The organism is Legionella sp. 39-23 (genome assembly GCF_001897665.1).
Taxonomy (GTDB): Bacteria; Pseudomonadota; Gammaproteobacteria; order Legionellales; family Legionellaceae; genus Legionella; species Legionella steelei.
Map to the genome: position 1 here is coordinate 1 of NZ_MKTO01000041.1, position 20,891 is coordinate 20,891.

Sequence of the window (20,891 nt, forward strand, 5' to 3'; positions counted from 1 at the left end):
TAAATGCCATTGATTTGAGTTCATCCTTGAACTCGCTAGTGTCTCAACATCCTGTCAACATCCCAGCTGCGCCAAACAAGAACAGTATAGCGTCTCTGCACTATTAAGGCATTGGCTGGTATGCTGTTTTTTTTGTAAGAGATTTCTTGGTGTTAATTCAAGTAATCAGCCTTTGCCAGGTTGGTAGCTTCCTTGATTTTGTGTGTATAGTGTGTATAATATAAAGATATGAAGAGCGCTGAAATAATAAAAATAATTGAACGCGATGGTTGGGTGCAATGTCACCAAAAGGGGAGTCATTGTCAATTTAAGCATCCCACTAAAAAAGGAAGGGTTACAGTACCCCATCCTAAAAAAGATTTACCTATTAAAACGGTGGCTAGCATTTTTAAACAGGCTGGTATTAATAAGGAGGATATAAAATGAGATATCCTGTAGTGATACATAAAGATGAGCACAGTGATTTTGGTGTAAGTATCCCTGATATTTCTGGGTGTTATTCTGCTGGTAGTACTTATGATGAGGCATTGACTAACGCTATTGAGGCGATTGAATGTCATTTGGAAGGTTTGCTGATTGATAATGAGTCTATTCCAGTATGCACAACAATCGATCACTGGATTAATGAAGAAGAGTTTCAAGGTGGCGTATGGGCATTCGTAGATATTGATTTAAGCCAAATATCGGGTAAGGCCAAACGCATTAATATCACTATGCCAGAGCGCGTTTTAAGCCTGATTGATTTGTATGCTAAAAATCATGCCATAAAAAACCGGTCTTCTTTTTTGGCAGACGCAGCGCTTAGCTACATGGAAAGTCATAAATAATACTTATGGGTTAGATAAAAATTATGTCAAGAGATATCATAGAACATAATATAGGCAATTTTCTTGAATTAGAAAGTTCAGAAATTCTTGCAGTATACGGTGGCTGGGGTGTAGGAAAGACATATATATGGAATGAAGTAATCAAAAGTAAATATACTCGAATTCCAAGTTGCTATAAATCATACTCTTACGTGTCCCTATTTGGCATTAATTCACTAGAAAGCCTGAAAACATCCATCTTTGAAAATATGATAAGTACCGATTTAATTGGCGAAGGAGAACCATCGCTTAGCACATTTATTAGTAATTTATCATCCACGATAGAGGTAAGAAAAAAAGGGTATTGGAATAAAAAAGCACCTACGATTGCGAAGTCGTTACCTTGGATTAGAAATTTTAGCCCTCTTTTAGATCATGCAATGAGCATGGCTATTAAGGATTCAGTAATATGTTTTGATGATATTGAGAGAAGAGGAAGCTCCCTGACTGTTAATGAAATATTAGGTTATTTAAATTTTTTAAAAGAAAAAAGAAACTGCAAGATTATTGTTATCTATAATTCTGAAAAGATGAATGATGATAACTTCAAAGAACTCAATGAAAAAGTTATAGATAAGCGTGTACAATTGAATATGACCGCAGAGGAATGTTGCAACTCCATCATTTCTGAAAATAACATCCATAAAGAATTAATTAAAAGTTATGTTTCTAACCTTAATCTGACGAACATGCGTGTTATTAATACCATTAATAATTTATCCGAAATTCTTCAGACACTATTTCTCGATATTGAGGGTGAGACATGGGATAAGCTTATTAAATCTCTTTGCTTGTTTTGTTTTTGTCAGTACGTTGTTGATGAACATATACCAACCCTGGACTTTTTGATTGAAAACGGAAAAAATCTGCCAAAATTATTCTCATCAAACGATTCAGGTATTGAACATATTAAAGAGCAAAAAGAGTTTCTTCATAAATACAATTTTTATGGAATGACAAACCTTGATTTTATCATGGCTCAAGGTGTTAAAACTGGATTTTTTAATGAATCAGAACTGGTTGCGGAAGTAAAAAATGTTAACTGTCAAATAATTAAAGAGAACGAAAAAGAGGCTTCTTATAAAATATGGGACTCTTATCTTGATGGTTTTAATGATAATGAACAGCAGGTTATTCAGGACTTAAAGTCAGGATATTTTCAATATAGACACTTCATTTCAATTAATGACGTAGATAATATTATTTCACTGTTGAAGCAGATTCAGCAAAATGATCTCGCTGAAGAAATAATGAATGATTATATTGAATATATTAGCGGGGAAAAAATAATTATTAACAGCAATAATTGTTATTATTTTAATCAATTAAAAGATGATCAATTTAAGCAAGCTATAGAGAAGTTAAATAATGAACTTAGGCCTGAAATATCTCTTGCCCAGGCAATAGAGTATATAGCATACAATAATAGTTGGTCTCTTGAGCATGAGGATGCTTTGGCTTCAAGTACTAATGAAGAATACTATGCTTTTTTCAACTCTCTCAAAAGAGGACAGCTTGATAAATATTACAAGGCATTGGCGGTATTTATGTCTTCAGGTAATTCTAAAGATAGTTACCGAATAATATCAGATAAAATAATCTTTTCTTTACAGCAAATAGCAAAAAAGTCTCTTTTGAATGAGGACAGAGTAAAAAGATTAGGAATAGACATAAATTGACCTAGGGCTAATTTATCTGCTCATTGAGAACATAATCAGCCCTATAACATATTAAAGGGCTGATTATGTTCTTACTACCAGCCACTATGATTCAACCACAATTGAGATATGATTTTTCTTCCTTCATCATCCAGCACGTTTAGTGCATCAACAAAGTTAGTGGTATTTGATTGTTCCAACAATTTTTGACCGTCTTCGGGATTATAAAAAGAGTACATCAGTCCAAGCAGGACTTGTTTACCGTGGCTGTAACCGCCAATCGCTTCTTTGATGAACTTAAAATTGGGTTGGAGCTGTAATTTGTCGGTAGCCGCCTCGACTGAATCTGTTTTGATGTCAAAAAATTCAGCTCCTACCTTATTAATGCCCTGTTTCCAGGCTTCCAGAAAAATGATGCCTTTTACCTTGGGTTGATGAAAGAACTGCCAAGCCTCATCCATTGGTGTGGGGTTAGGATTGTTCTTCAATTCTTGGTTTAGTTTTTCTATCATTTTTTGATATTCTTCATTATTCATTTCTTTTGGTAATTCACTCATTGGTTGAGTCCTTATTTTACTGTGTCGATAATTGTTTTTTGTTTTGCGGTTCCGAAATTAAATCTTAGGCTTGAAGTTGCAATGTTAACCGCATATTCAATGCATCAGCTACTTTGACCAATGTTTCCAGCGAAGGAATAAAGGCGCTGCTGCCACTTTCGAGTCGAGAGACAACGGACTGTTTGCTGCCAATTTTTTTTGCCAGTTCAGATTGAGTCATGTGACGCTCTTTACGCGCATTGGCGATCATCACTGCAATGTTGTTAATAATCTGCTCGCGCTCATAATGCTTTGCAAACTCATCATCCTGTTGAATTTTATTGTCAATAAATTCATTCAAGGTAAGTGCTTTCATTATCGTATACCTCCATCATGCGTTTTTCAGCAAGTTCAATCTCTTGCTTGGGTGCTTTTTGCGACTGTTTCTTGTATGCATGCAAAAGCACAATAATTTCTTTTTGAATGCAAACGTAAAAAAAACGATAGCCACTGCGAGATGTTTTGATCTTAATTTCCCAGAGCGAGCCTTTTATTTGTCTAAATTGCACTCGTGGGCTATCAAAGCCAAGTTCCTCTATATTTTTCAAGCATCCAGCAATACGTGCTATCTCATCTGACGGCAAATCATTTAGGAATTCCGCCACGGGATTTTTTCCCGATTGTTTTTGATAAAATGTTACTTTCATAGTTAATTATAGCATAAATGTGATATTTGCAAAATTTTCAACGCTAATTGCTCATTGAACCCAGTTTTTTTATTAAGGATTCACAATTTGTCAGTGATTCCAGCTTCTTGAATAACTCTTCTTTCGGTATATTATTTTTCAATAAGGGATTAGCCCATAAAAAAAGAATATCTTCATCAGACAAAGACTTCTGTAATATATCCGGTTTTTCTTCCAGCAAAATCTCTATAGCACAAGTTACCAGCCATCGAGATGTTGATAGTTCGCCTTTGGCAATTTCTTCGATGGTCTTGGGGGCAATACTTTTATCTTTGTTAAATAATGCTATGGCTTTCTGGTGCAGCTTCTCTGATTTATTATGGATAGACAACAGTTCGGAGAAGACTGCTTGTATTTTCAGAGAAACATCAGGCTTGCTGTTTTCTGCTAAACCAATTTTATTAAGTACGGCCAGGGCACGTTGTTTTTTATCATCAGAAAGAGAAGATGTTTTGATTTTAAGTTGCTGAATTGCAGCACTTATCATCGCATCATAGACATCAAGATTAATACCTTCTTCAAGGCAAATAACGCTTAATTCTGAAATGGCGTGAATAAAACTGTCTGGTAATCGAATTCTGAAATCTTTTTGTTCTCCAAGAGACTGTGTTGAAAAGTAGTGCTCAATCGCTATCAGGTTGTTCATGTATTGCTTTAATTCAATGGTTTCTTCAGGGCTTAGCTTCTCCCAGCTATTAAATTCACTGCAATCATTGGCCTGAAATGCTCCATAGGTTGTCTTTTTATCCGATGACTGAACATGCACTCTGGGTGGTTTATTCATATTCGCTTTTACAGCAAATGATAGTTTTTTCATTAAATCCCCTCTGATGTTTGCCAACCTCCAGAACCATCTGGGAGTTGGAGGATATCAATATTTATAATCTGGTATTTTGTCTATTCCTTTATCAATAAATTCAGCCAGCTGATCACAATACACGCCTTCCATCGTTTTATAGGGTAGTACCGGATGTATTAGCATATCCTCAATACTTTTATTAAGGAAAAAGGAAATATTATATAAGTCTTGCCCCTCATCCAGTTCAATACAGACAAAACCATTTAAGTAACGCGCATGGACTCGCAATGAGTAGTCGCTGAAACTTCATACCATTTGGATACGCGCCAAGACCATACGATGGCTTTATTAGTATGGAGTAATTGCTGTTGGATAATTTTTGGAATAGTCATTGTGTTCTCCTATGTTTTTACACTTTGTCTTTAAGACAAGAAAGAGTATATCAAGGCACTTGCTAAATGTAAACAAATTTTATAATAACTTATTATAAATAAAGTTTATAAAATAAGTTGATTATTGTTAATTAGTATGTGATAATGATCTTGTTCCTTGAGAACAAATAGAAAAAACATAGGAGAACAACATGCTACCAGTCTTATCAAAAGAAAAACTATTTAAATTGGCACCTTCCATATTCACACAAGCCAGCTCTCATAAAACAAGCAATAAGTACGCACCCATCTCAACAGAGCAAATCATTGATAAATTAATGTCAGAAGGATTCTTCCCAACATGGGCAACTCAGACCATGAGCCAACGTCAAGAATCTAAAGCATTTGCAAAACACATGCTTCGTTTTCAACGTCATGACGCCCTACAAAATAATCAAGGGCTTTACCCAGAGCTGGTTCTTATCAACTCACATGATGGGTTGTCTTCCTATCGGTTAATGGCGGGTCTTTTTCGGCTCGTTTGTGGCAATGGAATGATTGCAGGGCAAGCGTATAACGAAATCAGAATTAAACATCAGGGTGATGTTATTGGAAATGTTATTGAAGGCACTTACAAAGTGATTGAAACAGCGAATCAGATGCTGGATGTTTCTGATGATATGGCCTCAATTCATTTGAACGCTGATGAAAAAGGGATTTTTGCTGAAGCCGCCCATGCACTAAAGTTTTCTGATGAAGAGGGGGCAATGATGGTTAAACCTCAAAGCTTACTTCAACCAAGACGTTATGTTGATCAAAAAGATAGTGATCTGTTTACGGTGTTTAATGTCATACAAGAAAATTTGATTAAAGGTGGTATCCGTGGCTATCGTTTAAATAAATACGGTTATACCACTCGAACAAAAACGAGAGAAGTAAAAGCCATTGATCAAAATGTGAAATTAAATCGTGCCTTGTGGACATTAACTGAAAAAATGATGGAGATGAAAAGATAGTCTATGACTTCTAAGCGAGGTATCCCCTCGCTTAACATCAATGAATACAATTTTAAACTAAAAAACTGAAGTGGATAACCTTACTGGGGTTTTGCAACAGAGCAAAAATAGTCCTATCAAGTGTTGCACTGTTATTCGGATGCCTTACATTCACGCAGCCATAAATGTACTTCATGTTCATTCAAATTGTTATTTCTAATAATACGTTTAAGTTCTACATCATTATATGCTCGTGATGACTCCTTACTTAACCGGGCATATGTTTTTCGTGCAGTTAGAAACTGTTGTTCACTCATAGACTCAAATTTTTTAACCATTCGATGGTATTCATTGGGTTTAGAATAAAAGTGAAAATATGCCAGCAATGGAGTTGATATAAACAAAATCAAAAGTGATGAACTATGTTCATTTAACAATGAACTTAAAAAGTTCATAATAGCTCCTTTTCGCTTAATGTATTTTTACGCAATTTATAGGATAGCGATACGTTAACAATAACAAATATATTGATTGCCAAGATGGCGGAAAAATACAGCATTTGATGATCCATATTTATTTTATCTAAACATTTATTGACAAATAAATTAAATGAAAATAAATAAGAATAAATCAGTTTATAATTAAAAATCGCTAGCAAGAATACGATGAATAAGATCTTTTTTTTAATTAACATAAAAATCAGACTTAAAGAATGCATTTTTATCTGTAAGGATCTAATATTCATTTGATTAAATAGTTTCTCTCTTTTTAACATTCTTACTGGGGCGTTGGTGATTTTTCCAATCCTTATCCTTAGAGAAAATTAATTGAGCCGCCTCTTCAAAGAAATAATCGATTTCGTTAATTCCTGCCCATGAACAATATTGCTGAATTTCAGAATAAATATCTTTATCAATTTCTAATTTAATTTTCTCTTTATCTTTTATCTTTTTTGCTGCAATTAAAGCCATGGTTTAATCTCCATTTATTTATTTATTTATTTATTTATTTATTTATTTATTTTAATAATATATCAAACGTGATTTTTTTTTATCATTACAAATTATTGATTAAAATAACTCACATGACTTTATTAATGGTTACCTAGAATAATATCTATAGTCTGATTGACGATCTGTGCCAATTAGATTTCCCATTACATCTGATCCACCAATCATTGGTAAACCAGTTGCAGGATTATATTTAGTAAACTCTGGATATTTCACATTTGGAATAATAATGCTCTCTTCAGAGTAATAACTGGGTAATTCTACACGGTAAATCCATTTAATTAGTCTATCTAAAATATTCATTAGAGCCTCGTTTTATTTTTATATACAAAAGCCTACATACAATATAATTTATTATTTCAGATAAAGCGAACTTATATAGGTAATCAGGTATTAGCATAAGCAAATTAAAATCATTCACCATTGAATATAAATACCATAATAAAGTGCACGCTAAATTAGAAAAATAACAATACCACAAAGAGCCAAATTCAAGAATTAATAATGTCACAATACGCAACATTAAAACCAACGCGCTGAATAATAATAAAAAATATAAAGAAAATAAAACAGAGGAATAAAGAAGAAGTATGGAACTAAAAACCAAGAAAAGCACACCTTTCGCATTAGAATGCATTTGCCGTAACCCATTGATTTGTATATTAAATAAAGCACTTTTTTTGTAAGCGGCCGCGGCTTAAAATCTGCTGATCAAAAACAAGGCTAATCGTCTTAGTAGAGGTAAGTACTATTCAACCTTATTGATTAATTTTAAATCAAATATACTTGGGAAGAATGTATGCTATTGTTATGCTAAATCGAGTAAAGTATAATGAATAAAAGGAAAGTAGTAGCATACTATATAGCATACACCAGTTCATACCTTTAGCTTAACGGCCAAAAAATTAAAAACAATAATTTAAGGATATTTTATGCCAAGAGTCACAATCCATGTCCCCAATGATCTCCATGAAAAACTTACTAAAATGGCCGAAGCTAATGATGATTCTTTATCAGCAACCATTACAAAAATGGCTGAAATAGGTTTGATGATCACAGAGAATCAAAAGAAAAATAAAAGCCCAGAAGACCGATTTACTGATATAGAGAAACACTGCTTTAAACTCACCATTCAAATGAATGCATTAATAAAAAATCTGGCTACCAAAGAGTTGGGATATGGGTCTGATGAGTTCAAGAAACTCACTGATGCATCGATTAATAAATATAAAGAGCTACTTGGCTTTGAACCAGAAGAATTATAAAAACGGGGTAATACCCCGTTAGATTTCCAACCCTAATTCCTGTTTTTTTATCACAGGGCTTTCAATGGAATGAGAGGTATTACTAATGCTTTTATCTTTTGTATAATGTGCAATAGTATCTTGTATTGATTTGTCGACATGTGACATCAGTCTGTCTTGTTCTTTTGTGATGATCAAATGAGTTTCGTTCCATTTTTTGCTGATATTTTTAAGTGGATCGTCTGAATTATGTTGCGCTAAATTAAAAGAATTATTCATGTCAATTTGAGAGAAAGTTATTTCATTATTTTTAAGGAAATCAATGCCAAGTTGCTTCCTAACCTCACCAATACCTTGCTGTTTTAAAACATCATTCCAGTCCGTTTTTTCAAGATTTTCGATTTGTTTTGGGAAATGTATTGATGAATTAATTCCTTCTTTTTTTAGTAACTCCTGAGCTTTTTGAGTTAACTCATGAGTTTTTGAATTAGGTTGTTTGTCGTTATCGCCTCCAATAATCACCTGATTTGGATAGAAACTTTTTATTATTTTACTTAAGTTTTGCATGTTGGATAAACCAAATGATACAAGTACGGTAGCTTTAGGATCCGCCATAGCAATTGATGCCCCTGTCTCCGGTCCCTCAGCTAGATAAACCGTACCGAACTTCTCTCCTTTTTGTAAGATTCCTGCGCTCGATTGGATATGTCCTTTGGAGATTTTCGCTTTATCCATAAACGTATTTTTAGCGCCTGTCTTCTCATCAAGATAGACTCTCTGAACCCCTGTTATTTCCCCCTGTTCATTTTGAGCCGCAATAACAAGTGCAGGAATTTTATTAGTCTTTTCTGTTAGATTTCCTTTATCATCTAACGTTAACCACGTTACATTTTTAGGCCAAAATTTCACATTTAGCCTATTGGGATTTTCAATCCTACGATGTTCGGAAAGATACTTTTCTGCAAGTGTATTTTTGATAGGTATTGCTCCTTTCATAATGCTTTTTGCAGACGTAATCTTATTTTGTATTTCTTTTCTTCCATCACCCTGTTCACTTTTAAAAACCGCCTTCATAAAACTTGAGTGCTCCATATTTTTAGTTCCAGCCATTTCTGAAGCAATGGTCAGTGCCTCCTTAAAATCGACAGCTTTTTCGCGCATAATTGCTTGAATAGGACTGCCGCCTTCGCCACTTCCAAAGTCATACCAAAGCCCTGATTTGCTCCCTTTTAATGAAACAATAAGTCCACCAGAGTAACGCATTTCTCTTGATGTGATTGTTTTTGGGTCACCAAAAATCATACTATAGGTTTGCTCGGGATTCGCCATTAATGTTTCATTGGTAAGCGTTATATCGATGTTTTGATAGGATTGAGATACATGCTTGCTCTCACTTTTTTTAGGTGGTGAATTTAAGCTCACATCGTATTTTTCTAACAAGTCGATTTGGCTTTTAGATAACTTCATCTCTATTAAAGGACTCTCTTTTATCGCATCACCGTATAATTGTTTTGAATAGAGAATCTTTGACGTTTGTTGATTCAACAAACCCCATGAATGTTGCCAATGTTGAGATTCCTTTGCAGTCATGCTGCCTTCTTTTTGCTCTAATCGATTGAGTAATCCAATTCGTTCCCCATTAATTTTATTAATTTCTGATGTACGACCAAGATGACTTGAACTTTGACTGTTTAACTTCTCAAGGGAGACTTTTTCTTTACTTAAGATGCCTGCGTATTGAGGTTGGTTAATGAGCTTAGATGCTAAATAGTCACGCTTTGAGGTTAACTCTAAGGCGAGGTTTATTTGGTTTGGTTTTGGTTTTAGATTCTGCTCTTTCAACAAAAATATGTTTTTCCAGCATGAGGCTGATTTTTTACTTTCATGTTTGTAATTTAATACGGTTTTATAATCATTGAGTTCAGCCTCGCTTAGTGAGGTAAACAATTGTTGCCGAGTCACCAGACGCACGTATTTATTTAATTGTCGGGTATCTATGCCACACTCTTTAATGAATGGATAATGACTTAGTACATCAGCTGATATTCGCTCTGCGGCACTTAACTTGTTTTTAAAATCGCTTTTTGAATTCAAAAAATCAAGAACATTATTACGCTGTTGATTTTTCTCAGCCTGTAACGCAATTTTATTCTCATCGATTTTAAAATAAGTAAGTACTGGCAGATATGTTTTGTCTCTTATGGCCATTGAAGCGATTTCATTACGCAGCATTGTGATTTTGGATATCTTGTCTTTGATTACCGAAGGTAAGCTCTGATTGTTTTCCAATAGCGCTACATGCTCCTTCCAAAGTGCACCCAGTTCAAATCCTAACGATCTGTAGTGTTTAATCTGATCGAATGCTTTTTGATGTGGTTCTGGAAGTGTTTTTTTAAACAATGCATCAGCATGTTCTTTTGCCTCAATATTGATTTCCTTCCATAGAGCATCAGTAGTAGTTTGTTTTTCTTCAGCCATCTTTATGAGATAAGGATGGGCATTTTTTGAATAAGCCTTAATAACAGAGGCAAGTATCGGTTTTGATGAGGATGGTTCTGAAAAAAACTGACGAATATTGGTATGTAGCTGGTGAGTGCTTGCGTGTTCGGTTAATCGCTTTAAATTGAGTATGGCTTTTTCTTCTTGCTTCTCATAATGGTGCTGAGGGATACCTAAACGATTTAACTCGCCAATCGAATAATGTTTTAAATAGGGCTTATATTGTTCAATATTAGCCGCAATTTTGAAGGCAAGGGCATTTCTTTGTGTCGCCTCATGGAATGCATGGGCTTTATTTGTAGCCGTTGGGTTCATATCAATGGCCTGTTTCCAGGCCGCTTTTGTCTTCTGACTCGCTCTAACATAATCTCTGACGACGTTTAAATGGTTTTTTTCTTCATGGGATAAAGACTTACTTAATTTATAAGTGGCATAGCGATGCGCATCTTCTCGATAAGCTTGATATCCATAGCCTAACGTGTTTTTGGCAAGTCGGAACAACTGATGATTCAATATCATTTCATGTGCCATTTTTGCGGTATTGGCCTTATTGTCTAATCCTTTTGCTTGCCTGTATTGCTCCACGAGGCTGACTAATTGATGATATACCTCTTCTTTCATGCCTTTTTTTTCAATCACGGCATCAATGTTCATGCTGTGTTTTGATTGTGAAAATTGCTTTTGATGTTCCTTAAGTTGTTTTGTTGAAACAAAGTCAATGGATGATTTTTTAGTATCGTCATTTTCTTCCAGAGCACGAATTAAATTATTTTTATCATCAGTAACCAGTTTCATGCTGTGAATCCCTCGGGAGATTTGAACATAGAAATTTTTTAAGGTGGCGGCAAACTTGTTATATGATTCAACCAGGCCAATAGCATACATTTTATCTTTGCCCTGTACTTTAATGTTGGTGAATACATAGCCATGATCAAGATGCTGTAGTGCTTCATGTTCACGGTTGAGTGTTTTCATCTGGCCATTATCAAGAACCAGATTAATACGTTCATCAGTAATTGAAGTAACAAGAGCACGCTCAGAGTTGGCAATCCCTTCTTTTTTAAAATTTCTTGTCCAAAGTATCCTATCCCCCTCTGCCAGTTCGAGTTTTTCTTGTTGATATACTTCAATGTGACGGATAAATCCTGCCCTTGTTGGTTTATACGCAGGTAATTCATTGAGTCTGAAATTAACTTTTTTTCCGTTTTTATGAATAAGCTTCAACGCATTATCACGCTTGTTTTCCTGGCTCACTCTGTCAACCGTTAAGTAATCCCCGCTTTCTATACCGTATCGTTTGGAATGATGATTAAAGCGAATAACATCCCCTTTTGAATAATATTGAGCATGATACAATTGAGCCTCTTCCAGCGCTTTTGGCTTTAGAACAGTGAATAGTGTTTGATTGTCACTCAGCGTCCCCTCTTGTTTTAATCCTTCTCGTATGATGAAGGTAATTTCACGTCTATTGGCATGTGTTGGGGCAAAAAGCAATGTGTTTTCACGCACATGATGGGATAGTTGAAGGTAGCTGTTGGCAACTGCTGCTACGCGCTCATCATGTGTTTTAAACTCCCGAACCTCATTGATTTTTTGTACTGCATCATACACTTCCCCATCAATCGCATGATGAACGGATTCCTTAAGTTGTTGGTTTAACTGCCTGATATTATCAACCATTTCAGAGGTTTGAATGCCATATTCTTGTGACAATCCAAAAATTCGACCATTTTTTACGCTGGGTAACTGTGCATCATCGCCTACCATATAGAGCCTTGCGCCTTTTTGTTCTATGAGCTTTATTAGTTCATGGCCTTGAGGACTGGACAACATAGATGCTTCATCAACAACAAAAACTATTTTTTGAAGTGTATCTTTTGGAGCGCTTAATAATTCGCCGTGAACCACAGGAAATACATCCGCATTGATTCCTCCTTTACTTTTCAACTCATTCGCAGCACTGCTATTCACGGCTATTCCTCGCACATTAAACCCAGCTGTCTCTGCAACTTCCCTGGTTAATTTGAGCATGGTGGTCTTACCAACCCCAGCATATCCTTGAATTGCCATATAACGGTCGTTTGTTGTTAAAAACTGTATCATGGCTTGTTTTTGTGAGGTGGTTAAAGCGTATTTGGCGTTTGCCTCATAATTGTTTTGAAAATCAATCACCTCTTTTTTAGTCGTGATTGGTTTCACCTGTCCTTTATTGGTTTCAATACGTGCCAGACTTTCTGCTTCTAATGTTAACAGCCAAGGAGTGGTTAACATGGGTTGCTGAGTATAGGGTTCTCGTCCTACATAAAGTGACTGATTTTTTATTTTCTCATTAATCACACCATCAATAGCCTTGATGCTTACCACTTCATTGCCAGTTAACGTATGTTTTAGGGCGTATTCTTTTAATTGACGCAACTCAAAAACAGAGCTTTTTTGGCTTACGGCTTCAATAGCCACATTGACGGCTTCGCGCGCTTTTACTTGTTCTAAATCAATCGCTTCACGTTCTTGTATTAATTCAGCAACCCCTTTTTGATAGAATAGACTAAAAACAGTCTCTTTAATCGACTCAAATAATCCCTTTTTATTTTGATAAGTTAATGCATCTTTAACAAATTGTTGGCCATCAAAGCCAAGTGCATCCGCTCGTTTCATCCAATCGGCATGTAACACATTAATGTCGTGCTCTTCTTTATTAGCACGGGTAATTAAGGTCGCAGCGCTTGCCGCTTTTGCCCCAGTCCACCCATGCTCAGTCATATACTGCTCAATCTCTTCTCGCCGTGTTGAAAATTCTTTTAAAATCGACTCCGGCATCCCTTCTATTTCAAACAGCCCATCCCCCGCTACGGTTAATTGATATCCTTTTTCTTTAAGCATGTTGGCAAGATGGGTGCGGTACAACAACCCGCAATACGTCACATTTCGTTGAAGTTGCTCCACCACTCCTCGATTGGCATGAATGTCACTGGCAAGAGAACGTGCTTTATTGTCTTTATCAAAAGTAATGTTCATGGTAACCCCATGAGTATGTAGTGCCGGATCATTTGCACGAGATGAGGGTTGGCGAAAAGCAGCAATTATAAAATTATCGGTTTTTTCAAAATGTACTTTCCCGTCTTTAACCACACGGGTTTCAGAAAATTCTTCCTCCAGTTGTTTGATGGTTAACTCAACCGCCAAATCATGAAATAGCTCAAGATCCTTATCTGCCCCAAGACCTACAAGAATGGACACACTCTTGGGGGCAGAAAAAGTCATATCAAACCCTGGCCTATGTTCCCCTTTTTTATTTTGTAATATTTGTCCATCAGGTAATTTACCTTGAAGTAATTGGAGCATTTGTTCTTTTTCTACAAGACCGCTTAAGCCTAAATGTTGGGCACCTTTTCCAAGCCAGCGCATGGCCTGAGCATCCCCAGCATAGTAATTAAATGCTGCTGCATAGTAATCAGCCGCCCCTTTAGCAGATTCTAATGGTTGAACACTGAGCATATTTGATTCCTTTGCGATTTAAGTTGTTAATCCAGGTGACTTTTAATTTGAGCAATAAATTGAGTCATACTTTGATTAAGCCTGTTTTCTTTTTCAGCACCATAAACATCCAGTGATAACACCAGTCCCAACTCACCCATGGATTGGTGTACTCTATTTTTTCGTTGAAGATACTCAGGTTCATGAGAGCCATTGATCTCAATGATGAGCTGTTTATTTCTGGTTTTTAATATAAAGTCAGGCAAAACACCTTTTTCTTCAGGCGTTCCCGTGCTTACTTTGATATCAAACAACGGCTTGATGATTTCAAGGCTACAACCTTGTTTTGTGCGCTCAAATTGCAATGCAAACAGTCGTCTTAAAACGTCTCGCTCATAATGACTGTCAACAGGAATGAATGTTTTTTCTGAATAACAAGGCACAATAAATGCGTTGAATGGCTCAAAGAAGTTTGGCTTTTCAGCCGAATCCGTGATGAGTATCAAGGCCATGAAGGGTGCCGAGCGACTTCCAAAGCGACCTGATGAACAATAAATTCGATTAGATATTTTGATTTTCTGGGTTGTTCCATTAGGTAGGAATGCTTCAATGATTTGTTCATCGAAAGAATGTGCTTTGACCAGCATCAAAGCATGTTTTCTAATCCCATTTTGCCATGGAGTTGTATCGTCTCTAAGTGCATATGCCGCTTTAAAAAGAAGCGATGGATTAGTATAAAGATAATCCAGCATCCTTTTTTTAGGTTGGATTTCAATAGAAGATGCCGCCAGTTCTATGGCTTTTATAGGAACGATTTTAGTTTGGGGGTTAATCACATTGACTCCAGCATCATCTAATAGTCGATACAGTGCACGGCATAATTTCGACCGCCTACTTCCTGTCGATGAAGTGCTTTCTCTTAAAGGTTCAGTATTATTTTTGGGTAAGGCATCAACGGATTTTTTCGACACTAAATTAAGAGGTGTTGTTTCCTTAAATCGTGGTTTTTCCTGTTGATTTGATAGTTCGGAAGTTGTCCAAATCCTTTCTTTAAAAGCACAGCCTTCTGCATGTTCGCCTCGTGAGGTAATGTGATGTAAATAGAGGGTGCCGCTCGATGCCCGATTAAACCGAAATACGGGTTTTGAAAAGCCCGCCACACAATCACATTGAATCCATAAATCACGTTCATGCACACTACGGCAGAAGGTCAGAATTTGTTTTTTTTCTTCGCGCATTAACAGGTCATCGAGTATAAAAAGCTTTACCAGTAAAGTGCGCTCCTGTTCAGTCACTATGTATTTAATTTTAATAATTGGTTTTTTATGATCTTTACTCAGGGTATATTTTTCGATTAAAGCCAATGACATGATTACTCCTTTATTAAACATCAAACTCTACATGCAGGTTCTTCTTTAGAAGTTCTGGTGGGTTTTGGGTAGCCTGTCGCGTTGATGAATCATTACCCTTATTTATTAAACAGAACGATTCATTGTTTTGTGGCTCGGTAGGCAACTCGCGTTCAATAAATCCTTGTGTTTTTTCAGGACGTTTATTCAGTTTTAAATCCAGTTTTGTAATGGGGTAGTCGCCTGGCATCCGGGCAAAGCAGGATAAGATTTTTAGTTTCATAATTTCGGAATAATCCACGAGTGGCCTCGATGTGCGATTACTGCTTAAAGAGACCCCATCACGAATGCTGTTGGCACCATACGAGGTACTTTCTTTTACTTCTTCAAGCTCTTCATTGCACAATTCAACGGATACTTGTTTTGCCATCTCGGCACTTGGACTTCTAAAAAAGAATCGGGTATTGAGTAAATCAAATATCGCACCAGCCCCCCTATTCCCATAAACCTGAGACAGTTGGAAAAAATTTTGCATCCCTAAAATAAAACAGCCACCAAATTTCCTGACCTCCGCAAGTGTAGATCCTAAAAAAGGCAGTTGGTGCAGGCTGGGTAGCTCATCACAAATAAACCAGACTCGCCTATTTAAATTCTCTGGAAGGCTTAAAAGAGAAAGTGATGCGATGGACAGCCACATGGACATCAATGGTTTTAGTGAATTGTGCTTTTCACCGTTTGATGAGATAAAAAGCCAGCCGTCTGTCTCTTCATTCAAGATGTAGTCTCGAATACAAAACGGTTTTTTATCTGACTCTTCAAGACCCCTTAAAGATTGTAAGCTGCGAACATAGGTTGTAATCATGGAACGCACTGAAATTGCCATTTTCTCAACTTTATCACTCATCAAGGTAGCCGCAGGGGTGCCTGCAAGGTATGGCTCCATCTGGGAAAATTCGCCCGTTAACAAAAACTGTAATAATTTTTTCAAAGAACAATCGCTGTCATGGCGCATTTTTGATGCGGTTGCTGAAAATACTGCACGTGCGGCATGAATAAAAAAGGGCTGTGATTCCCCCTCGATTGGAATTAAACTTTCGGCCTGATTCTCTAGATCGGAATCCTTTGGTGCTTCAAGCCACAAATTCCAATTAGCACACCGTTCATCATAAGGATTTAATAGCACATCCTTTGTTTCATCAAAGTAGACGCTTGTATAACTACAACCCTTATCATAGATAATTACCCTATCGCCTCTTGCACGAAGCTGATCGAGCAATTTCATAATGAGCTGACTTTTACCCATCCCAATGGTGCCATGAACTAAAAAATGCTGTACTTCGGCATTATTAATTAAAGGCAACCCATCCAGTGTTAAAGGTGATGCCTCGTTATTTTGAATAATCAGTTTTTTAACCGTTTTTACATCCGCTAACGAGCCACCTCGAATAAAGACATCATTGGCTTTTTTACGCCCTTTCCTGACAAAATAAAATCCTAATCCAATACTCATCAACAGGGCTAAAGCCAATGACTTTAAAAACGACTGAAGCAGATATTGATTGAATATCCGGGCTGTATTTTGAAAATACGGATGTTTAGCAATGGCATTAACGGGCAATGTATAAGTACGTCCTTGCACCGGAACATTAATTTTATTGGTTGCTCCCAAATCTGAAACAAATTTGGAGTAATGATACGCTGCAGTTACTTTAAGTTGTTCAGTAGAGGTATCAGTCCACATCAAACCTGCCGTTAAAAGAAACACCATCATGATATGAATTCTAATCAGCGTTTTATTAATTTGAAAAAACATACGCAAATCGTGGAAGGCTATCTGGCCACCGCGGGTAAATTGTTTTGCTGCTTTATCGTTATTCATCATGCCTCTTTTGTTGATTTTGAGGTGTGACTTACCTTAGCGCAATCGATTGTTGCGCAAATATAAGTCATTATTATTTGGAATTAATCTATGTTTTGAGGTGGTACCTCTGGTCTTTTTTGAAGCCTGCAATAATTTCAAAAAGAGTACTTGCCCCAACCCGTGCAACCTCCATCTGAAATACTATTGAAGCTATAAATACACCGATGAGCACACCCGGGCCTAAGGTAAACAGCCGCTCACCCCAAAGCGAAAAATCCAAATTAAAAAAACACACGGTATATAAAGTTGACCATAGGACAGAAACAACAGTAAAAATCTTGAAATACAGTTTAAACTGTTTATCAATGAGCTCTCCAAGCACCAAATGCGGCTTGATTGTTTCTTTGAAGGTAACGTATTGGGCAGCCTGGGGTAGAAACAAAAGTGCTATAAAAAGAAATAATGTACATAAGGCAATCAAATCAGTTAAATAAAAACTTAAAGAATAGTGATTTTTGTTAATGAACAGATTTAAAGCCCATGGGGACGCAACACTAATGATGAATAACCACGCCATCATATGAGCAATTTTGCGGTAAAATCGGATCGTAGGAAGTACATCAATAGTGATTGTTTTAAGACGCTGTACGTCTTCTTGAACTGCTTTTTTATAATCTATTGCATTCATTATTTACTCTCCTTTAATAATGCTTTTTGCATGTGATGTGTTGCGACCCTTCATTATTTTTGAATCCGTGTCATTCGCCTGAATTTTTGTATTGAGTTCAATCGCCCCTTTTGTCGCACCTATCTCATTTTTTTGTGATGTAATCCCAGCTTGTACTTTGTTTTGTAACGCTTGGGCTTTGTCTTCATTAAAGCCCACATCATGTTTAGAGCTTTGTGACTCCAAAGTGTTTTTATTGTTTGAGTAGTTGGAATACAGCTCTTTGTCCCTTGATTGGATGGCATTACTTCCTGCACCAAAGCGAGCTTCAGGGTTAATTTGATGGCCTGTATTGCCATAGGTATCAATGATTTTATTACGAATGCCTTCATCAGAAACAAATTGATTAGCAAGGTTTGATAAAGTTGCCTGAGCATTAGGATCCCCTGAATGACCGTACAGGTAATTACGTTGTTCTCTTCCCACCTTATCGGTAACATACTCTTGAAACATTTGATCCATGTTTTGATTAATGGTCGCACCGCCTGATTCAGTAACACTTTTAGCATGGGCAATACGCTCTGCTTTTGAATAATTCTCATCAAGACTACTCGATATATTTTGCGCTTGTCGCAGATCAGAGGCACCCTGCGATAACAAGCTGGCACCTTTTGAATGAGAGCTATCCAGGTGATGAGTCTGACTAAAGTTCTGCATGAAACTGTAATCACTTCTAAAATCCTGCATTTGTTTGGCATCAAGCACTTTTTCATACCCATCATTAGAGCGTTGCGCGGTTGAATCTGACTTTTCATAATTGGCTCGAGCATAAAGGCTGCCATCCGCACCAGTAAGAAGACTCACGCCCTTACCTATAAGTGAGTGTTGAGAATTAACACCTGCCTGGGCTGTAACTCCTGCACTGACAATACCCGTAAGCGCCTGCTCAGTACTCACTCCAGTTCTTTGGGCTACATTACTTGCCATCCCAAGCACGTTTGATACGGCACTTTGTACCTGTGAGGTATCACTTTCAGATACACCATCACCTAACCGAATATCCTTGCCCGAAAGATTGGAGAATTGGGTTAATTGGTTCAAACCTTGCGACACCAAAGAACTGAATTGTTTCGACTTGGAGGAAATGGCCTGGGTATTCATTTCTGCCGCATCGCTTAACATGCCATTAATGGCCTTATTTGAATTAAGAGAGTGTGTACCGCGCGATATGGTGCTTGATGCATCAATCACATCATTGCCATCACGGGTTCTGGTTACTGTAGCCCCAGAGTCGAGCATACGCGTGGTATTTCCTGCCATGGATGTAAAATTCGAGTCATGTTTATTGGCGGATAGGGTATTACCTGTTGCATTGTAAAAGCTCGTTTGCCCAAGGCTAAAACTGGCATTTGCCGCTTCACTGGCCGCAGCCATTGAAGAGCTTTGGACTCCTGAAACCATCGATTGTGAAAGGGAATTAAACGTTTCGTCAATTCGCTTAACAATACCATTAGCAAGCCAGGGAATAAATAACATCATATAACCTGCAACACTTGCTACCTCACCATGTAATTGCTCCACATTATCTAAGTTTGCAAGATTCAAGGCTCCATAGTTGGAAGTAACACTGCTTCCATAAAAGGCCATGGCAAAATTAAGAATTGCAAACAATGCTGGCCATAGTTGCAATGACAAAAAGAACATCAGGTAACTTTTTAATCCGTTAATGCCATTATAGGCAATAGCGAATAACACGATGAGCGGGAATAAGGCCATTAATAACATCATGACCACGCTATGAAAGAAAGGCCATATCCAGGCAGCCTTTAATCCAGCCAGCTCCCAGGCGTAACGCTGTTGTACTTGCGATTTAGTAAATTCATGGCTCATAATGCTAGCACTTGAATTAAGATAAGATTGATAATCACTAATGCCATCTTTAATCACATTGAGCATCATCGCTTGTAAAAAAGCATTAGTCCCTGTGGTTTGAATGCCTTGATAGTAATTAAAGGCATTGTTTAGGTGGGTATCAAATAATTGTTCGTAATTAGTCCCTTTAGGCTTTCCAAATAAATTAATACCAAAAATCGTGTAAGCGTGCTCTATCTCTTTATTAAGGCGAGTCTTTAAAATTGGAGTAGCCTCAGCACAACTTTTGTTATCTCTCTCGCCATTCTCATTAGCAACATAAGTTCTTCTGATTTTAGAAGGAGATGCTGAAATGGACTCCCAAATATTAGTGCTTTCTTTAAGCTCTGTAGGAGATAACACATGATTTAAATAGACATCACCTACCACACAACGTTTAAAATACATGGTTAAATCAGCTTTTAACACAGGATTTGTCACACGAAAATTACGTGATTCTTGAATGAGGCGTGAACCAAATAAAAATCCGGTTTTAGTATACTGCACGCTTGCTGGTGCATCGTTAAGCGTTGAAAATAAACTATCAAAAATTTGCGCCAAGCCATAACCAAAACAAGTAAAACCTTGTGCCACAAAAGCAAATACTAAAGGGACATTTGCTACAGGGTAGTTTTTTTGAGTAGATACATCGACAATGACTACAGTTGTTTTAGGAATAATTGCTATATTTAACACTAACATGTACATCACAAACCACCTTACAATCGTATTAGGATCGTAAGACTTAAAAAACCGAAGCGCTGCAACGAATAAACCAAAAGCTGCTGCCATCCCCAGAAGGTTCATGAAATTGGAACTGTCCATGAATGCGGCTATTATATTGAATAATTGGAAAAATAAATCGCCGCAATCTAATACATAAATCGTTAAATCCATTTCTTACT

The 20,891-nt window shown here is 36.8% G+C and carries 18 protein-coding genes; 5 read left to right on the top strand and 13 right to left on the bottom strand.

The genetic code is table 11. From position 1 onward, the window contains the following. Nucleotides 1-228 precede the first annotated feature (228 nt). Genes BGO44_RS15590 through BGO44_RS15600 form a run of 3 tightly spaced genes read left to right on the top strand, consistent with a single transcriptional unit; the run spans nucleotide 229 to nucleotide 2,545 of the window. A complete protein-coding gene (locus tag BGO44_RS15590) occupies nucleotides 229-426 on the top strand; it encodes a type II toxin-antitoxin system HicA family toxin (RefSeq protein ID WP_011212625.1) in 198 nt (65 codons plus the stop codon). Next, complete coding sequence (locus BGO44_RS15595) at nucleotides 423-827, top strand: type II toxin-antitoxin system HicB family antitoxin (RefSeq protein WP_286823208.1); 405 nt, start codon at nucleotides 423-425, stop codon at nucleotides 825-827. The genes BGO44_RS15590 and BGO44_RS15595 overlap by 4 nt, the downstream gene beginning before the upstream one ends. 23 nt (nucleotides 828-850) lie before the next feature. Next, a complete protein-coding gene (locus BGO44_RS15600) occupies nucleotides 851-2,545 on the top strand; it encodes a P-loop NTPase fold protein (protein WP_286823209.1) in 1,695 nt (564 codons plus the stop codon). Nucleotides 2,546-2,619: 74 nt separating this feature from the next. On the opposite strand, the gene BGO44_RS15605 is transcribed toward BGO44_RS15600, so the two are convergent. The 5 genes from BGO44_RS15605 to BGO44_RS15625 all read right to left on the bottom strand — a co-directional run bounded on the left by BGO44_RS15605 (nucleotide 2,620) and on the right by BGO44_RS15625 (nucleotide 4,997). Then, the gene (locus BGO44_RS15605; protein ID WP_286823210.1) at nucleotides 2,620-3,081 is read right to left on the bottom strand and encodes a hypothetical protein; all 462 of its coding nucleotides are present in this window, start codon (nucleotides 3,079-3,081) and stop codon (nucleotides 2,620-2,622) included. A gap of 64 nt (nucleotides 3,082-3,145) precedes the next feature. Then, the gene (locus BGO44_RS15610) at nucleotides 3,146-3,436 is read right to left on the bottom strand and encodes a helix-turn-helix domain-containing protein (RefSeq protein ID WP_045097837.1); all 291 of its coding nucleotides are present in this window, start codon (nucleotides 3,434-3,436) and stop codon (nucleotides 3,146-3,148) included. Further along, nucleotides 3,414-3,767 carry a type II toxin-antitoxin system RelE/ParE family toxin gene (locus BGO44_RS15615; protein WP_286823211.1) on the bottom strand — a complete coding sequence of 118 codons (354 nt, stop codon included), beginning with the start codon at nucleotides 3,765-3,767 and terminating at the stop codon, nucleotides 3,414-3,416. Before BGO44_RS15615 ends, BGO44_RS15610 begins: the two co-directional genes overlap by 23 nt. Before the next feature lie 43 nt (nucleotides 3,768-3,810). Continuing rightward, nucleotides 3,811-4,623: a hypothetical protein gene (locus tag BGO44_RS15620; RefSeq protein WP_286823212.1), complete on the bottom strand. Its 813-nt coding sequence runs from the start codon at nucleotides 4,621-4,623 to the stop codon at nucleotides 3,811-3,813. 245 nt (nucleotides 4,624-4,868) lie between these two features. Continuing rightward, nucleotides 4,869-4,997 (bottom strand): hypothetical protein, encoded by a 129-nt coding sequence (locus tag BGO44_RS15625; RefSeq protein WP_286823213.1) that lies wholly within the window; start codon nucleotides 4,995-4,997, stop codon nucleotides 4,869-4,871. A gap of 191 nt (nucleotides 4,998-5,188) precedes the next feature. On the opposite strand from BGO44_RS15625, the gene BGO44_RS15630 reads away from it, so the two are divergent. Beyond that, nucleotides 5,189-5,992: a DUF932 domain-containing protein gene (locus tag BGO44_RS15630; protein ID WP_286823215.1), complete on the top strand. Its 804-nt coding sequence runs from the start codon at nucleotides 5,189-5,191 to the stop codon at nucleotides 5,990-5,992. A gap of 131 nt (nucleotides 5,993-6,123) precedes the next feature. Here the strand turns inward: BGO44_RS15630 and BGO44_RS15635 are convergent, their stop codons facing one another. From BGO44_RS15635 to BGO44_RS15645, 3 genes are all read right to left on the bottom strand, one after another. Beyond that, nucleotides 6,124-6,426 (bottom strand): hypothetical protein, encoded by a 303-nt coding sequence (locus BGO44_RS15635; RefSeq protein WP_286823216.1) that lies wholly within the window; start codon nucleotides 6,424-6,426, stop codon nucleotides 6,124-6,126. 294 nt (nucleotides 6,427-6,720) lie between these two features. Further along, a complete protein-coding gene (locus tag BGO44_RS15640) occupies nucleotides 6,721-6,942 on the bottom strand; it encodes a hypothetical protein (protein WP_045097831.1) in 222 nt (73 codons plus the stop codon). A gap of 129 nt (nucleotides 6,943-7,071) precedes the next feature. Beyond that, complete coding sequence (locus tag BGO44_RS15645; RefSeq protein WP_286823219.1) at nucleotides 7,072-7,284, bottom strand: hypothetical protein; 213 nt, start codon at nucleotides 7,282-7,284, stop codon at nucleotides 7,072-7,074. A 629-nt stretch (nucleotides 7,285-7,913) separates the two neighbouring features. Here BGO44_RS15645 and BGO44_RS15650 point away from each other — a divergent pair. Next, nucleotides 7,914-8,246 carry a hypothetical protein gene (locus BGO44_RS15650; protein ID WP_286823221.1) on the top strand — a complete coding sequence of 111 codons (333 nt, stop codon included), beginning with the start codon at nucleotides 7,914-7,916 and terminating at the stop codon, nucleotides 8,244-8,246. Nucleotides 8,247-8,264: 18 nt separating this feature from the next. On the opposite strand, the gene mobF is transcribed toward BGO44_RS15650, so the two are convergent. The 5 genes from mobF to traG form a co-directional block, all read right to left on the bottom strand. Further along, the gene (gene mobF, locus BGO44_RS15655) at nucleotides 8,265-14,219 is read right to left on the bottom strand and encodes a MobF family relaxase (RefSeq protein WP_286823223.1); all 5,955 of its coding nucleotides are present in this window, start codon (nucleotides 14,217-14,219) and stop codon (nucleotides 8,265-8,267) included. Nucleotides 14,220-14,245: 26 nt separating this feature from the next. Continuing rightward, entirely contained in the window at nucleotides 14,246-15,568 is a 1,323-nt protein-coding gene (locus tag BGO44_RS15660; protein WP_286823224.1) for a DUF8535 domain-containing protein, read from the bottom strand. Between the two features lie 13 nt (nucleotides 15,569-15,581). Then, nucleotides 15,582-17,429, bottom strand: coding sequence for a type IV conjugative transfer system coupling protein TraD (gene traD, locus BGO44_RS15665; RefSeq protein ID WP_286823225.1), 1,848 nt, complete (start codon nucleotides 17,427-17,429; stop codon nucleotides 15,582-15,584). Nucleotides 17,430-17,514: 85 nt separating this feature from the next. Further along, on the bottom strand, nucleotides 17,515-18,096 hold the full coding sequence (locus BGO44_RS15670; protein WP_286823226.1) for a hypothetical protein: 582 nt from the start codon (nucleotides 18,094-18,096) through the stop codon (nucleotides 17,515-17,517). A 3-nt stretch (nucleotides 18,097-18,099) separates the two neighbouring features. Continuing rightward, nucleotides 18,100-20,883, bottom strand: a complete 2,784-nt coding sequence (traG, locus tag BGO44_RS15675; protein WP_286823227.1) for a conjugal transfer mating-pair stabilization protein TraG — start codon at nucleotides 20,881-20,883, stop codon at nucleotides 18,100-18,102. Nucleotides 20,884-20,891: the final 8 nt, after the last annotated feature.

Coding starts and splice junctions, on each gene's coding strand:
- BGO44_RS15590 (WP_011212625.1), top strand. CDS start 229: ATGAAGAGCGCTGAAATAATAAAAATAATTGAACGCGATGGTTGGGTG.
- BGO44_RS15595 (WP_286823208.1), top strand. CDS start 423: ATGAGATATCCTGTAGTGATACATAAAGATGAGCACAGTGATTTTGGT.
- BGO44_RS15600 (WP_286823209.1), top strand. CDS start 851: ATGTCAAGAGATATCATAGAACATAATATAGGCAATTTTCTTGAATTA.
- BGO44_RS15605 (WP_286823210.1), bottom strand. CDS start 3,081: ATGAGTGAATTACCAAAAGAAATGAATAATGAAGAATATCAAAAAATG.
- BGO44_RS15610 (WP_045097837.1), bottom strand. CDS start 3,436: ATGAAAGCACTTACCTTGAATGAATTTATTGACAATAAAATTCAACAG.
- BGO44_RS15615 (WP_286823211.1), bottom strand. CDS start 3,767: ATGAAAGTAACATTTTATCAAAAACAATCGGGAAAAAATCCCGTGGCG.
- BGO44_RS15620 (WP_286823212.1), bottom strand. CDS start 4,623: ATGAAAAAACTATCATTTGCTGTAAAAGCGAATATGAATAAACCACCC.
- BGO44_RS15625 (WP_286823213.1), bottom strand. CDS start 4,997: ATGACTATTCCAAAAATTATCCAACAGCAATTACTCCATACTAATAAA.
- BGO44_RS15630 (WP_286823215.1), top strand. CDS start 5,189: ATGCTACCAGTCTTATCAAAAGAAAAACTATTTAAATTGGCACCTTCC.
- BGO44_RS15635 (WP_286823216.1), bottom strand. CDS start 6,426: ATGAACTTTTTAAGTTCATTGTTAAATGAACATAGTTCATCACTTTTG.
- BGO44_RS15640 (WP_045097831.1), bottom strand. CDS start 6,942: ATGGCTTTAATTGCAGCAAAAAAGATAAAAGATAAAGAGAAAATTAAA.
- BGO44_RS15645 (WP_286823219.1), bottom strand. CDS start 7,284: ATGAATATTTTAGATAGACTAATTAAATGGATTTACCGTGTAGAATTA.
- BGO44_RS15650 (WP_286823221.1), top strand. CDS start 7,914: ATGCCAAGAGTCACAATCCATGTCCCCAATGATCTCCATGAAAAACTT.
- mobF (WP_286823223.1), bottom strand. CDS start 14,219: ATGCTCAGTGTTCAACCATTAGAATCTGCTAAAGGGGCGGCTGATTAC.
- BGO44_RS15660 (WP_286823224.1), bottom strand. CDS start 15,568: ATGTCATTGGCTTTAATCGAAAAATATACCCTGAGTAAAGATCATAAA.
- traD (WP_286823225.1), bottom strand. CDS start 17,429: ATGATGAATAACGATAAAGCAGCAAAACAATTTACCCGCGGTGGCCAG.
- BGO44_RS15670 (WP_286823226.1), bottom strand. CDS start 18,096: ATGAATGCAATAGATTATAAAAAAGCAGTTCAAGAAGACGTACAGCGT.
- traG (WP_286823227.1), bottom strand. CDS start 20,883: ATGGATTTAACGATTTATGTATTAGATTGCGGCGATTTATTTTTCCAA.